Annotated in this window: 14 protein-coding genes; 9 read left to right on the top strand and 5 right to left on the bottom strand. The window is 71.1% G+C overall.

Annotated features, from left to right (window positions below; genetic code table 11):
- Window positions 1-21: 21 nt before the first annotated feature.
- A complete protein-coding gene (locus A6P39_RS19165) occupies window positions 22-225 on the bottom strand; it encodes a cold-shock protein (protein ID WP_003974443.1) in 204 nt (67 codons plus the stop codon).
- Between the two features lie 286 nt (window positions 226-511).
- Here A6P39_RS19165 and A6P39_RS19160 point away from each other — a divergent pair, with 286 nt between their 5' ends.
- The 7 genes from A6P39_RS19160 (at window position 512) to A6P39_RS19130 (ending at window position 8,286) form a co-directional block, all read left to right on the top strand.
- Window positions 512-1,360 carry a menaquinone biosynthetic enzyme MqnA/MqnD family protein gene (locus A6P39_RS19160; RefSeq protein WP_067057665.1) on the top strand — a complete coding sequence of 283 codons (849 nt, stop codon included), beginning with the start codon at window positions 512-514 and terminating at the stop codon, window positions 1,358-1,360.
- A gap of 50 nt (window positions 1,361-1,410) precedes the next feature.
- On the top strand, window positions 1,411-3,237 hold the full coding sequence (locus A6P39_RS19155) for a serine/threonine-protein kinase (protein ID WP_067057662.1): 1,827 nt from the start codon (window positions 1,411-1,413) through the stop codon (window positions 3,235-3,237).
- Window positions 3,234-3,962 carry a prepilin peptidase gene (locus tag A6P39_RS19150; protein ID WP_067057658.1) on the top strand — a complete coding sequence of 243 codons (729 nt, stop codon included), beginning with the start codon at window positions 3,234-3,236 and terminating at the stop codon, window positions 3,960-3,962. The genes A6P39_RS19155 and A6P39_RS19150 overlap by 4 nt, the downstream gene beginning before the upstream one ends.
- Window positions 3,963-4,032: 70 nt before the next feature.
- Window positions 4,033-5,232, top strand: coding sequence for a cyclic dehypoxanthinyl futalosine synthase (gene mqnC / locus A6P39_RS19145; protein WP_067057655.1), 1,200 nt, complete (start codon window positions 4,033-4,035; stop codon window positions 5,230-5,232).
- Between the two features lie 7 nt (window positions 5,233-5,239).
- Complete coding sequence (locus A6P39_RS19140) at window positions 5,240-5,839, top strand: hypothetical protein (protein ID WP_067057652.1); 600 nt, start codon at window positions 5,240-5,242, stop codon at window positions 5,837-5,839.
- 42 nt (window positions 5,840-5,881) lie between these two features.
- On the top strand, window positions 5,882-6,577 hold the full coding sequence (locus A6P39_RS19135) for a demethylmenaquinone methyltransferase (protein WP_067057649.1): 696 nt from the start codon (window positions 5,882-5,884) through the stop codon (window positions 6,575-6,577).
- Window positions 6,578-6,708: 131 nt separating this feature from the next.
- The gene (locus tag A6P39_RS19130) at window positions 6,709-8,286 is read left to right on the top strand and encodes an IS1182 family transposase (RefSeq protein WP_275883987.1); all 1,578 of its coding nucleotides are present in this window, start codon (window positions 6,709-6,711) and stop codon (window positions 8,284-8,286) included.
- Window positions 8,287-8,345: 59 nt separating this feature from the next.
- On the opposite strand, the gene A6P39_RS19125 is transcribed toward A6P39_RS19130, so the two are convergent.
- On the bottom strand, window positions 8,346-8,654 hold the full coding sequence (locus A6P39_RS19125) for a PASTA domain-containing protein (protein WP_079133141.1): 309 nt from the start codon (window positions 8,652-8,654) through the stop codon (window positions 8,346-8,348).
- A 109-nt stretch (window positions 8,655-8,763) separates the two neighbouring features.
- The gene (locus A6P39_RS19120; protein WP_067039767.1) at window positions 8,764-9,312 is read right to left on the bottom strand and encodes a GNAT family N-acetyltransferase; all 549 of its coding nucleotides are present in this window, start codon (window positions 9,310-9,312) and stop codon (window positions 8,764-8,766) included.
- Window positions 9,313-9,359: 47 nt separating this feature from the next.
- On the opposite strand from A6P39_RS19120, the gene A6P39_RS19115 reads away from it, so the two are divergent.
- A complete protein-coding gene (locus A6P39_RS19115; protein WP_067039770.1) occupies window positions 9,360-10,694 on the top strand; it encodes a geranylgeranyl reductase family protein in 1,335 nt (444 codons plus the stop codon).
- On the opposite strand, the gene def is transcribed toward A6P39_RS19115, so the two are convergent.
- Both def and A6P39_RS19105 read right to left on the bottom strand, forming a co-directional pair.
- Window positions 10,669-11,331, bottom strand: coding sequence for a peptide deformylase (gene def / locus A6P39_RS19110; RefSeq protein ID WP_067039773.1), 663 nt, complete (start codon window positions 11,329-11,331; stop codon window positions 10,669-10,671). The genes A6P39_RS19115 and def overlap by 26 nt on opposite strands.
- Before the next feature lie 150 nt (window positions 11,332-11,481).
- Window positions 11,482-12,297 carry a C40 family peptidase gene (locus A6P39_RS19105; protein WP_107304221.1) on the bottom strand — a complete coding sequence of 272 codons (816 nt, stop codon included), beginning with the start codon at window positions 12,295-12,297 and terminating at the stop codon, window positions 11,482-11,484.
- Between the two features lie 746 nt (window positions 12,298-13,043).
- Between A6P39_RS19105 and A6P39_RS19100 the strand changes: the two genes are divergently transcribed.
- A complete protein-coding gene (locus tag A6P39_RS19100) occupies window positions 13,044-13,403 on the top strand; it encodes an NADH-quinone oxidoreductase subunit A (protein WP_003992243.1) in 360 nt (119 codons plus the stop codon).
- The last annotated feature ends 1 nt before the right edge of the window (window position 13,404 follow it).

Here is a 13,404-nt window from a genome sequence, read left to right as displayed (position 1 = left end):
GGTTCTGCGATCAGGCAGTGATCAGACGGGGGTGACGTTCTCCGCCTGCGGACCCTTCGGGCCCTGCGTCACGTCGAAGGAGACCTGCTGGTTCTCCTCGAGCGAACGGAAGCCCTGGGCGTTGATCGCGGAGTAGTGAACGAAGACGTCGGGGCCGCCGCCCTCCTGGGCGATGAAGCCAAAGCCCTTTTCGGCGTTGAACCACTTAACGGTTCCGGTAGCCATAAGCCCTCCTTGGGCTCAAAAGGGTTGCCCTGCTCCAGAACCTGCAAGTGCGAAACGGTGCTGCACGACTGCAATCGTCTGAAAACTACGAGAGCCCGCGGTCACATGCTCCGCAGGCTCTGTACTGCAAGGGAAACCAAACTGCAACTTGCGGCGAGCCTAGCACGCGGTCAGCCGAAAGCAATAGAGGTCAAGATCACTTCACCCGGATGTTTGAACCTCTGCTGGTCCGTTCGACGGGTGGGTCGGTCGGAGCACCGTATCGCATGGGGTCTAGTCTCGCGATGTGGACAATTCCCGCACCCGGCCGCGCGTCGGCCACATCCAGTTCCTGAACTGCCTGCCCCTCTACTGGGGGCTCGCCAGAACCGGCACGCTCCTCGACCTCGAGCTGACCAAGGACACCCCCGACAAGCTCAACGAGAAGCTGGTGCGCGGCGACCTCGACATCGGGCCCATCACCCTCGTCGAGTATCTGAAGCACGCCGACGAACTCGTCGCCTTCCCCGACATCGCGGTCGGCTGCGACGGCCCCGTCATGTCCTGCGTGATCGTCTCCCAGGTGCCCCTCGACCGCCTGGACGGCGCCCGGGTCGCCCTCGGCTCGACCTCGCGCACCTCGGTCCGGCTGGCCCAACTCCTCCTCGCCGAGCGCTACGGCGTCCAGCCCGACTACTACACCTGCCCGCCCGACCTCAGCCTGATGATGCAGGAGGCCGAGGCGGCCGTTCTGATCGGGGACGCGGCGCTGCGCGCCAATCTGCACGACGGCCCGCGCTACGGCCTCGCCGTGCACGACCTCGGCCAGATGTGGAAGGAGTGGACCGGCCTGCCGTTCGTCTTCGCGGTCTGGGCGGCCCGCCGGGACTACCTCGAGCGCGAGCCCCTCATCACCCGCAAGGTCCACGAGGCCTTCCTCGATTCCCGCAACGTCTCCCTGGAGGAGGTCGCCAAGGTCGCCGAACAGGCGGCCCGCTGGGAGACCTTCGACGAGGCGACCCTGGCGCAGTACTTCACCACCCTCGACTTCAGCTTCGGCGCGCCGCAGTTGTCGGCCGTGACCGAGTTCGCCCGCCGGGTGGGGCCCTCGACCGGGTTCCCGGCGGATGTGAAGGTGGATCTGCTGCAGCCGTAGGCAGGCCTCACTACGCTGCTGCCCAAGAGGCGTTGGGGGGAGAGTGCGCCATGCGGCAGCTGGAAGCCGACGAGCCGGCCACCGTCGGGCCCTACCGGCTGCTCGGCCGGCTCGGTTCCGGCGGCATGGGCCGGGTCTACCTCGGCCGCAGTGCGGGCGGCCGGACGGTCGCGGTGAAGATCGTGCATCCGCACTTCGCGCTGGACGACGAGTTCCGGGCCCGTTTCCGGCGCGAGGTGGCGGCCGCCCGCCGGGTGGGCGGCGCCTGGACCGCACCCGTCCTGGACGCCGACCCGGACGCCCCCGTGCCCTGGGTCGCCACCGCCTACGCGGCCGGGCCGTCCCTCGCCGCGGCCGTCGCCGGCAGCGGACCGCTGCCCGCGCACACCGTACGGGCCCTGGGCGCGGGCCTCGGCGAGGCGCTCGCGGCCGTCCACGAACTGGGGCTCGTCCACCGGGACGTGAAGCCGTCGAACGTCCTGCTGACCCTGGACGGGCCGCTCCTCATCGACTTCGGCATCGCCCGGGCCATGGACGGCACGGCGTCCCTGACCTCCACCGGTGTCTCGATCGGCAGCCCCGGCTACATGTCGCCCGAGCAGATCCTCGGCAAGGGCGGCACGGGCGCGGCCGACGTCTTCTCCCTCGGCGCGGTCCTCACCTACGCGGCCACCGGCGAGCCCCCCTTCCACGGCGACACCTCGGCCGCGCTGCTCTACCAGGTCGTGCACGAGGAGCCCGAACTCGGCACCCTGGAAGGCGGGTTGCGCGAGGTGGCGGCGGCCTGCCTGGCCAAGGACCCGGCGTCCCGGCCCGCCCCCGCCGAGGTGAGCCGCCGGCTCGCACCCGAAGGCGCCGCCCGCCTGGTCACCGGCGGCTGGCTGCCGGGCGCCCTGGTGGAACAGGTCAGCCGCAGCGCCGTACACCTCCTCAACCTGGACACCGGGGAGGCGGTGCGGTCGGGGCCGGTGGCGTTCGAGAGCGCTTCGGTGGAGGGCGCGGCGGGGGCGGGTGAGCCGGGTCCGCCGACCGGGAGCGGCGGTGGTTTCGGCCCTGCCCCCGTGATGAACCCCGGCGCTTCCCCCGGAGGACCGACCGGGACCCCGCACGGCGTGCCCCCGCTGCCGCCCGACACACCCCCGCCACCGCCCCTGCCACCCGACACACCCCTGCCCCCCGATGCGGCCGCGCCGTCGGTCCCGCTGCCCGGGGCGCCCGCTCACGCGCCCGCGCCGCCGGTCCCGTCGGCGCCGGGAGCGCCCCCGCCCGGTCGTCTCTCCGTCAGTGTCGCGGCGGACTCCGCGCCGGTGCAGGGCGGCCGGGGGCGGCGGCTGAGCTGCACGGTGGTGCTCGCGGTCGCCGGGGCGCTGGCCGTGGGCGGTCTCGGGCTCGGCGTGCTGCTGCGGCCCTGGTCGCAGTCCGGCGGCGACCAGGGTGCGGGCAGCCCCCCGTCCCGCTCCCCGGCACCGACCGGGACCTCCGGCAGTCCCAGCGGCGGGAGCCCTGGGCCCGGCGCGGTCCCGGCCCGCTACCTCGGTACCTGGGAAGGCCAGGCCACCGGCCTCGGCGGCACCCTGCCCATGGGCACCTTCCGGCTCACCGTCCAACAGGCGGCAGTGGGGCAGGAACTGGGCCGGCTGCGGCAGACCGACCAGATCGGCGGCGTCTGCACGGACGTCCTCACCCTGAAGAAGGTGACGAAGAGCCAGATCCTCGCGACCTCGGCGGGCTCCCCGGACAACCCCGGGCACTGTGTACCGACCCCGCACCAGGTGGAGTTGACCCCGGTCGACGACGATCTGCGGTTCACCTCGGACAGTACGGCCGAGGGCAAACCGGTGGCGCGCCTGTCGAGGACCGCAAGCGGGACCGGATGAGCACGGGCGCGCTGACGGCCGTCGCTGCGCTGTGGGGCGCGGTGGCCGGGGCCCTGCTGCCCCGCGCCGCCTACCGCTTCGCCGTACCGCCCGGCGAACCCTGGCGGGAGCGGTGTCCGGCCGGGCACCCGATCCGGGGCTGGGCAGGGCGTACCGGGTGCGGTGCGTGCGGGGGAGCGGGACAGCGCACCGGCGTACTCCCCGCCGCCCTCGCCACCGCCCTGACCTGTGCCGTGCTCGCGGCCGCCACCGGTGCCCGCCCCGAGCTGGCGGTCTGGCTGCTGCTCGCGCCCGTCGGGGTGCTGCTGGCCGTGGTGGACGTCCGGGTGCGGCGGCTGCCCGACCCGCTGACCCTGCCGCTCGCCCCGGCCGCGCTCGCCCTGCTGGGCCTCGCCGCCCTGCTGCCCGGCCACGCCGGGCACTGGCCCACCGCCCTCTACGGCGCCCTCGCGCTCGGCGCCGGCTACTACGCGCTGTACCTCATCAACCCGGCCGGCATGGGCTTCGGCGATGTGAAACTGGCGGTGGGCGTGGGCGCCGTACTCGGCTGGTACGGCTGGTCCACCGTGCTGCTCGGTGCCTTCGCCGGTTTCCTGCTGGGCGCGCTGTACGGCGCGGCGCTGGTCGTGGCCCGGCGGGCCGGGCGCAGGTCGGCGATCCCGTTCGGCCCGTTCCTGCTGGCCGGTGCGCTCGCCGGGCTGCTGCTGGGTGGGTGCACGGCCTGAGGTCAGCGGGGCGAAACGCCTGGCGTAGGCTGGTTCGGTCCGTCCACACCCCTTGAGGAAAGGGAGCCCGGTGACCGAGAAGGCCGACCTCCAGTCCGTGCTCGACCGAGCCGCAGCGGGCGGACGCATCACGCCCGAGGAAGCCCTCGACCTCTACCGGGACGCGCCGTTGCACGCGCTGGGCGCGGCGGCGGATGCCGTGCGCCGCCGTAACTACGCAGGCGTCGAGCACATCGCGACGTACATCATCGAGCGGAACATCAACTACACGAACGTGTGCGTCACGGCGTGCAAGTTCTGTGCCTTCTACGCGGCCCCGAAGGACACGGAGAAGGGCTGGACCCGGGACCTCGACGACATCCTGCGCCGGTGCGCGGAGACGGTCGAGCTGGGCGGCACCCAGATCATGTTCCAGGGCGGTCACCACCCGGACTACGGCGTGGAGTACTACGAGAAGCACTTCAAGGCCATCAAGGACGCCTTCCCGCAGCTGGTGATCCACAGCCTGGGTGCCTCCGAGGTCGAGCACATGGCCCGGATCTCCGGGGTGTCGGTGGAGGAGGCCATCACCCGGATCCACGAGGCGGGGCTGGACTCCTTCGCGGGCGCCGGCGCGGAACTCCTCCCCGAGCGCCCCCGCAAGGCCATCGCGCCGCTCAAGGAGTCCGGCGAGCGCTGGCTGGAGATCATGGAGACCGCGCACGGGCTGGGCGTGGAGTCGACGTCCACCATGCTGATGGGTACCGGCGAGACGAACGCCGAGCGGATCGAGCACCTGCGGATGATCCGGGACGTCCAGGACCGCACGGGCGGCTTCCGGGCGTTCATCCCGTACACCTACCAGCCCGAGAACAACCACCTGAAGGGCCGTACCCAGGCGACGTTGTTCGAGTACCTGCGGATGATCGCGATCGCTCGGCTGTTCCTGGACAACGTGCGGCACATCCAGGGGTCGTGGCTGACCACGGGCAAGGAGGTCGGCCAGCTGTCGCTGCACTACGGCGCGGACGACCTGGGCTCGATCATGCTGGAGGAGAACGTCGTCTCCTCGGCCGGAGCAAGGCACCGCTCCAACCGGCTGGAGATCATCGACCTGATCCGCAAGGCGGGCCGGGTCCCGGCGCAGCGCGCCACGACGTACGAGCACCTGGTCGTGCACGACGACCCGGCCGCCGACCCCGTCGACGACCGCGTGGTCTCCCACATCTCCTCCACGGCCATCGAGGGCGGCACCGCCCACCCGGAACTGAAGCTGCTGACCTCCAACTGAGCCTGCTGTGCTGACACTTCATGTCGCCGAGCGGTCTCCCGAGGCGGCTGTCCTGGTCGACGGGGCGTCCGTCGCCGCCGTCGGCGCGTACGAGGAACTGGCCGCCGCCGAGCCCCGGGCGAGGGTGCGGCGCTGGCCGGGCATCCTCACCCCGGGGCTGCTGAACCCGTACGGTCCGGAGCTGCTGGAGGCCACCTACCATCCCGACCCGCGCGAGGCCGACACCCTTGGCACCGAGCCCATCGGCGGGGCGCGGGCGAGGGAGATCTTCCGCGGTGATCCCGCGCGCCTCGGCGCGAGCGCGCGACGCGGGGTGCAGCGGATGCTGGCGCACGGCACGGTGGCGGTGGCCGGGGAACTGCGGTCGCGGGCCGTGGTCGACGCGGTGCGCAGGGCCGGGCTGGCAGTGGGGCAGCGGCCCGACCGCCTGCCGGGCCCGGCGGCGCTGTCCCCGACCCCGCTGATCCTGCTGCCGCGGCTCGTCCCGGGCGGGCCCGCCCGCTTCGCCGTGTTCGATGTCGCGGACCGCGCCGAACTGGTCCGCCGCGGCGCCGGAACCTGCGTGGCGACCGTGATCGGCGGGCGGTTGGTGTACCGGGGCCGCTGAGCCGCGCGCGGTCCCCTGAACCCGGGCTGCAACAATGGGCGGGTGACCCGCGCTTCCCTGAACAAGCAGCCGCACGAAGTCGCCTCGATGTTCGACGACGTGGCGGAACGGTACGACCTGACGAACGACGTGCTGTCGCTCGGCCAGGACCGGCGCTGGCGCAAGGAGGTGGCGAAGGCGGTCGACGCGCGCCCCGCGCAGAAGGTCCTCGACCTCGCGGCCGGTACGGCCACCTCCTCGCTGCCCTTCGCGCGGACCGGCGCGTACGTCGTCCCCTGCGACTTCTCGGTCGGGATGCTCCAGGTCGGCAAGAAGAGGCACACCTGGCTGCCGTTCACGGCCGGGGACGCGACGAAGCTGCCCTTCAAGGACGACACCTTCGACGCCGTGACGATCTCCTTCGGGCTGCGCAACGTCCAGGACACGGACGCGGCGCTGCGCGAGATGTACCGGGTGACCCGCCTCGGCGGCCGCGTGGTGATCTGCGAGTTCTCGACCCCGACGTGGGCGCCGTTCCGCACCGTCTACACCGAGTACCTGATGCGGGCGCTGCCGCCGGTCGCGCGCTCGGTCTCCTCGAACCCGGACGCCTACGTCTATCTCGCCGAGTCCATCCGTGCCTGGCCCGACCAGCCCGCCCTCGCCGAGCGGCTGCGCAGGGCGGGCTGGTCGAAGGTGGCGTGGCGCAACCTCACCGGCGGTGTGGTCGCGCTGCACCGGGGCTTCAAGGAGAGCTGATCCCGCACCGGGCCCGGGCCCGCCCTCCGGGCGGACGGCGGGAGTCCGGCGACAGGGCCTAGAAGGGTCATGAAGATCTTGGGGTTCTGGCCCCGCCGCGTGAACGGCGGGGCCAGACTCGTTTCGTGGTGATGGGGGAATGGGCCGGGGAGACGGTCGGACCGGATGTGTGGGAGACCTGCCGGGAGTTGATCCCGGCGGGGAGTGTGTTCGCGTTTCTGGCCGAGCACCGTGGTGCGCTGTTTCCGGCTGAGATGTTCGCGGACATGTACCCGTCGGCGAACGGGCGGCCGAGCATGCCGCCGCAGATCCTGGCCGCGGCGATCACGCTGCAGTCCCTGCACGGGCTGTCGGACTTCGAGACGGTCCAGGAACTGCGGTGTGACCTGCGATGGAAGGCCGCCTGCGGACTCGGTCTGCATGACATGGCGTTCGATCCGTCGTTGCTGGCCTACTTCCGGCGCCGGCTATCGCGTTCGCCCCGGCCCAACCGGGTGTTCGAGGCGGTGCGGGAGGTCGTGAAGGCCACCGGCGTGCTGAAGGGCAAGCACCGGCGGGCTCTGGACTCCACCGTGCTGGACGACGCGGTCGCCACCCAGGACACCGTCACCCAGCTCATCGCCGCCGTCCGCGCGGTGATCCGCGAGGTCCCCGGGGCCGGCGAGGTGGCCGCGGTGCAGTGCACCGCGCATGACTACACCGATCCCGGCAAGCCCCGTATCGCCTGGAACGACGAACAGGCCCGCGCCGCACTCGTCGACGCTCTGGTCACCGACGCACTCAGGCTGCTGGGCCACCTGCCCGAGCAGGAACTGGGCGAGAAGGCGGCCAACGCACTCGGCCTGCTGGCCCTGGTCGCCGGGCAGGATGTCGAGCCAGCCGAGGACTCCGACGGCCGCGACGGACGCTGGCGCATCAGCCAGGGGACCGCTCCAGGCCGCGTCGTGTCCACCGTCGACCCCGAAGCCCGCCACATCCACAAGACCCGCACCCACCAGCAGGACGGATACAAAGCCCACCTGGCCATCGAGCCCGAGACCGGCTTATACACCGCCGTGGCTCTGCGGCCCGGCGCCGGAGCCGAGCACCACGAGGCCACCGTCGGCCTGGACCTGCTGGCCGACGAGGAGAACCCGGTGGACGCCTTCGGCGACACCGCCTACTCCGCACGACACGCGCCAAGCCCTCCACCAGGCGGGACACCGGCTGTTCTTCAAACCCGCCCGCTACGGCCCGCCGTCCCCGGCGGCTTCACCCTGGACGACTTCACCATCAACACCACCGCCGCCCTCGTGACCTGCCCCGCCGGGCACACGGTCCCCCTGTCGGACCCCGGCGGACAGCACCACCAGCGCAAGGCCGCCTTCAAGGACCTGTGCACCCGATGCCCGCTGCGTGAGCGGTGCACCAAGGCCAAGGCCGGCCGCATCCTGACCATCCGCCCCCACCACGACCTCCAGGCCGCGGCCCGCCACCAAGCCGCCACCGACCCGGACTGGCAAGCCGACTACCGGCGCTGGAGACCACCGGTCGAACGAGCCGTCGCCTGGCTCGTCCAGCACGGCAACCGCCGCCTGCGCTACCGCGGAACCATCAACAACAACACCTGGCTCCACACCCGAGCCGCCGCCCTCAACCTCCGCCGACTGGTCAACCTCGGACTCACCCACACCGGCGGCCGCTGGCAACTCGCCCCGCCAACCGCATAGCAACAGGGGCTGCCCGGCCTCCGGCCGGACAGCCCCCCACCAAGATCTTCATGAGGCTTCTAGCGGTTGATCATCTCGAAGGCGTCGCCCGGCTCGCCGAGTTCGCGCTGCATCCCGCCGCTCGGCGGGCGCGGGATGCGCGGCTCGCGCACGCCTCCGCCGCCCTCGCCCTCACCGAAGTCGAACCACACGTACACCATCGAGTCCGGCGGCACCTCGGCACCGGGCTGCGGGTACTGGCGTACGACGTAGTCGACGACGGTCAGGTGGAAGTCCGGGCGGTCCGGCGCGTTGAGCAACAGGCCCCGCGCCCGGGCCGTTTCGCGCGCGTCCACGGCCATCAGTCCGACCAGCCGTGGCACACGCACTTCAGGTGTTTTGGGTGTTATGCGCACAGATGTCACCCCCAGCGGTACTCGAAGGGTAACTCCCGCGCGCCCCACCCGGAAGGCGCCGGTGTCTTTCTGTAGCAGGCGACTACTCTGAGTTACGAGTCGGGCCGAGGTCGTCGGAGCGGGCGCCGAGGGCGAGCCGGAAGCACAGGGCCGACTCGTCCAGCGTCGGGTGCTGATAGGTCTCCGCCGGCCGCATGCCGAGCCGCCGGGCCACCGCGATCGACCGCTCGTTGCCCGGCCGGACCACCGCGACCACCTCCGGCACCCCGGCCGCCCGCACCCGCGTGAGGGTCTCGCGCGCGGCCGCGGTGACGTATCCCCTGCCCCAGTGCGCCCGGCCGAGCCGCCAGCCGATCTCCGTCTCCCCGACCGGGCCCCAGCCCGGCCGCCAGGGCTGGGCGCCGGTGAACCCGATGACCTCGCCGGTCTCGTCCAGCATCGTCCACAGGCAGAAGCCGTGCTCGGCGTCGTGCCGCCGCTGCCGCGCGGTGAGTTCCTCGTAGACGGACAGGGCCGCCGGCCTGCCGCCGTAGAACTCCATGACCTCGGGGTCGGCGAAGACCCGGTGCCAGGCGACCGCGTCCTCGTGCGTGGGGACGCGCAGCCGTACCGCGGGGAGTGGTCGGTTCACAGGGCAGCCCTTCAGCCGGGTGATCAATTCTGCTGAATAGACTGCCCATGTCCAGTGCCCGTCGGCACGCAGATTTCGAACCTTGGGGAGATCCCGCCGTGACCGAGCCCCTCTCCGACCACACCGCCGATGTGATCGTCGTGGGCGCGGGGCCAGCCGGCTCCACGACCGCGTACCACCTCGCCAAGGCCGGTCTCGACGTCCTGCTCCTGGAGAAGACCGAGTTCCCGCGCGAGAAGGTCTGCGGCGACGGCCTCACCCCGCGCGCGGTGAAGCAGCTCGTGGCCATGGGCATCGACATCTCCGAGGAGGCCGGCTGGCTGCGCAACAAGGGTCTGCGCATCATCGCCGGCGGCACCCGCCTCCAGCTGGACTGGCCGGATCTCGCCGCGTACCCGAACTACGGACTGGTCCGCAAGCGCGACGACTTCGACGAGCAGCTCGCCCGCAACGCCCAGAAGGCGGGCGCCCGCCTCCACGAGCGCTGCAACGTGAGCGGTCCGGTCATCGACGACCGCACCGGCCGCATCACCGGCGTCACCGCCAAGCTCGGCGAGGAGAAGCGCGAGGTCACCTTCCACGCACCGCTCGTCGTCGCCGCCGACGGCAACTCCACCCGCCTGTCCCTCGCGATGGGCCTGCACCGCCGCGAGGACCGCCCCATGGGCGTCGCGGTCCGGACGTATTTCGACAGCCCCCGCCACGAGGACGACTACCTGGAGTCCTGGCTGGAGCTGTGGGACCGCCGAGGTCCCCAGGACCGCCTGCTGCCCGGCTACGGCTGGATCTTCGGCATGGGCGACGGCACGAGCAATGTCGGTCTGGGAGTCCTGAACACCTCCGATTCCTTCAAGGAACTGGACTGGCGGGAGGTGCTCAAGGCCTGGTGCGCCTCCATGCCCGAGGACTGGGGCTACACCCCCGAGAACATGACCGGCCCGATCCGCGGCGCCGCCCTGCCCATGGCCTTCAACCGCCAGCCGCACTACACGCGCGGGCTGCTGCTCGTCGGCGACGCCGGCGGCCTGGTGAACCCCTTCAACGGCGAAGGCATCGCCTACGCCATGGAATCCGGCCAGATCGCCGCCGACGTCATCGTCCAGGCCCACGCGCGCGCCACGCCCGCACAGCGCGAGATCGCCCTGCAGCGCTACCCGCGCGTCCTCAAGGACACCTACGGCGGCTACTACACCCTGGGCCGTGCCTTCGTGAAGCTCATCGGCAACCCGAAGGTCATGCAGATCGCCGCCCAGCGCGGCCTCTCGCACCCGCTGCTGATGAAGTTCACCCTCAAGCTCCTCGCGAACCTCACCGACCCCACGGGCGGCGACGCGATGGACCGCATCATCAACGGTCTCAGCAAGGTCGCGCCGAAGGCCTGAGCCGCTCCTGGCTCCGGCTCAGTTCCCCGGCCCTGGCGGCCCGGCGGGCGAGCACGTCCTCCCGCCGGTCCGCCATCTGCCGCAGCGCGTCCTTCTTCTCCCGCTTGGAGAGCCGGTCCAGGTAGATGTACCCGTGGGTGTGGTCGGTCTCGTGCGCGAGGCAACGGGCGAAGTATCCCGTTCCCTCGACGACGAGCGGGTTGCCGTCCTTGTCCTGCCCGCGCACGACGGCCCGGTCCGGCCGCGGTACGGCCATCACGGCGCCCGGCACCGAAAGGCAGCCCTCGCCCTCGTCGATCAGCCGGCGCCCGGCGACCGAAGCGGACTCCAGCACGGGATTGATGATGTGTCCGACATGCCGGATTCCGTCGTCATCGGGGCAGTCGTACACGAACAGGCGCAGATCGACGCCCACTTGATTGGCGGCCAGCCCCGCTCCTTCGGCGACATACATGGTGAGGAACATGTCGTCGATGAGTGCGGCGAGGTCGGGCCCGAACTCCGTGACGTCCCGGCACGGCTTGTGCAGCACCTCTTCACCGACCTCGGTGATCCGGCGCACCGCACCACGCCCGGACTCGGGGGCGTAGCGCGGGTAGTGGTCGGCGGGACTTCCCTGCACGAACACGCGTGGCATCGCGCGATCTCCTTCACTCGTGGACGGGCCGCAGAACGGCGGCCCGGACCGAGCATGTCAGGAAAGTCCGGCCAGGTGCCGGAAACGGCGCGAGGGCCGCTGCCCCCGAGCGGCTGCGGCCCTGCACGCGTGTGTGGTGCGTGGTGGCGCTCAGAGCACCCGCACGGCGCCGGTCGGCGGGTCGTACGACAGGGGGTGCTCCCCGACGCCGCTGGAGGGGTTCTGCGCGCCGACGAACATGCCGTCGCCCACGTACACCGCGACGTGGTACGCGCTGCCCGCGCTGCCCCAGTACAGGATGTCGCCCGGCTGGAGGTTGCTCAGCGAGACCTGGGTGCCGGCCGTCGACTGGTCCTGGGAGACGCGCGGCAGGCTGACGCCCACCTGCTTGAAGGCCGTCTGCACCAGACCGGAGCAGTCGTAGGCGGAGGGACCGGTGGCACCGGAGACGTACGCCTTGCCGATCTGCGCCTCCACGAAGCTGATGACGGCCGCGGCCGAACCGGTCGCCGTGGAGGAGCCGGTGGAGGTGGAGGAGTCGGTGCTCGCCGAGGCGGAGAGGGTCGTGCGCTCCGCGTTGCGCGAGGCGCGCGCGGCGGCCTCCAGGCGAGCGGCCTCGTCGGCCTTCTTCTTGGCGTCGGCAGCCTTCTGCTTCGCCTCGGCGAGGTCCGCCTTGGCCTGCTTTGCGGCATTCGCGGCGGCCGCGTCACGCTCGGCCTGCAGCTGGTAGTTCGCGGCGGCCTGCTGCGTGGCGTCCGCCGACTGAGCGGTCTGAGCGGCCAGGTCGGCCGTCAGGGTGGGCAGTTCGAGGGTCTGCGTCACCGGCTCGGCCGCGTTCGCCGAGCCGGACGCCCCGGCGACTGCCAGGGTGCCGAGGACGCCACCGGCAACTCCGGCCCGCATCGCGAGGGTCGACGCGCTGCGGCGGGGCTTCCGGTGGCTGCGTATGTGAGCGGTGTGGGACATGAGGACAACGGGTACCAGGGGCTCCTTCATATCTTCAAGAAACGTGTGCTGCGCCACAGTTGCTCAATCGAGACCATGAATCCCGGGCGTGTCGCTCTTTATTGACGCCGTAACGGACATTGCGGACGGTCGCGATCAAGCCCTTGATCACGCTCTTTGATCATTACGCCCGAATTGCCCCCCGCCTACCACTGCTTGGGGTGGTTGGCCAAGCCCGGTTCTCGGGGGCCTCTCGCCGGTGTGGCGGAGGTCACGGAACGGTTACCGGAAAGCCCGCGTCCTGTGCGCGACCAGCTCGTGAATGTGTGCACGCGCCCCACCCCGCGTCCACGCCCCGCCCTGCGCTCCCCCCTGATGTGTGAATGCGGGCCCTTATCAGGGGTCCACGTCCAGCGCCAATTTGCATGCAGGCGAACTCTCTTGATATTGAGACGCCCCCCTCCGGCCTGCGGTGACAAGCCAGAATGTCACTTCTGGTGATCAACTGAACGCTTCGCGTATGAAGATCACCCATCATCCGACTTCATGATCCTTCGTCAGGTGGTGGAGATCACAAAGCTTGTGGAATACCCCGTGTCGCAGATCACAGAGCGGCGGGCATAAGATGCGAGGCAGTTGGTCTTGTGACCTGCTTCACATGTTCTCGATCTTCGCCCGGGACGAGCGGGGCTCGTGGGACCGGTGAGGCGGGTGCGGGCCCTGTGCAACCGCCAGCAGTCAGTGCCGACTGAGAGGAGCGAGGAGCGGTGAACGCGTATGCGCCCATCCTCGTACTGGGAGCCCTCGGGGCAGGCTTTGCGATCTTCTCCGTGGTCATGGCCACGCTGATCGGTCCGAAGCGGTACAACCGCGCCAAGCTCGAGGCCTATGAGTGCGGCATCGAGCCGACCCCCACGCCGGCCGGCGGCGGGCGCTTCCCCATCAAGTACTACCTGACGGCGATGCTCTTCATCGTCTTCGACATCGAGATCGTCTTCCTCTACCCCTGGGCCGTCACCTTCGACGCCCTGGGGATTTTCGGGCTCGTGGAGATGCTGCTCTTCGTGCTCACCGTCTTCGTCGCGTACGCGTACGTATGGCGGCGCGGCGGCCTGGAATGGGACTGAG

This window comes from Streptomyces sp. FXJ1.172 (assembly GCF_001636945.3).
Classification (GTDB): domain Bacteria; phylum Actinomycetota; class Actinomycetes; order Streptomycetales; family Streptomycetaceae; genus Streptomyces.
This window is presented reverse-complemented; position numbering and strand designations above follow the sequence as displayed.